Origin of the sequence: Streptomyces djakartensis, from assembly GCF_014651075.1 — a bacterium.
In the GTDB taxonomy this organism is placed as follows: Bacteria; Actinomycetota; Actinomycetes; order Streptomycetales; family Streptomycetaceae; genus Streptomyces; species Streptomyces djakartensis.
The window spans coordinates 1-614 of the sequence record NZ_BMWE01000079.1; the positions used below are offsets into that span (position 1 = coordinate 1).

General features: G+C 68.7%; 1 pseudogene. It reads right to left on the reverse strand.

What is annotated here, in order from left to right:
- Window positions 1-147: 147 nt before the first annotated feature.
- Window positions 148-614, reverse strand: a pseudogene (locus tag IE212_RS34550) (alpha-1,4-glucan--maltose-1-phosphate maltosyltransferase); the annotation flags it as partial.

Here is a 614-nt window from a genome sequence, read left to right on the forward strand (position 1 = left end):
GGCCTTTCAGGTCACCGACGCCGTCGCCGTTGCTGTCCTGGAACGAGCGGACGAGCACCTCGTAGAAGACGGCGCGTTTGAACCAATCCGGGTCGCGGTCCCTGGCGGGTGTGTCCTCGAAGGTGTCCGGCACGGGCTCGTTCACGGTCATGACGCTCCTGCCCCTGCGTTCGCGGGTGCGGCGGGCGGTGACAGGACGTGGAAGACGTGCGCGGGAGCCCGCCCCGGCTCCAGGCGCACGTAGTTGTCGCGGCTCCAGCGGTAGGTCTCGCCGGTGAGCTCGTCGCGCACCGGCACCGACTCGTGCCAGTCCAGGCCGAGTTGCGGCATGTCCAGCGAGACCGTGGCCTCCTGGGCGCGGTGCGGGTCGAGGTTGGCGACCACCAGCACGACATCGGGACCGGTCCGTTTGCTGTACGCGATGAGCGCGTCGTTGTCGGTGTGGTGGAAGCGGAGATTCCTGAGCCGGTGCAGCGCGGGGTGTTCCCGGCGGATGGTGTTGAGGCGGGTCAGCAGCGGGGTGATGGTGCGGCCCTCCCGTTCCGCCGTTTCCCAGTCGCGGGGCCTGAGCTGGTATTTCTCCGAGTCCAGGTACTCCTCGCTGCCTTCCCTGA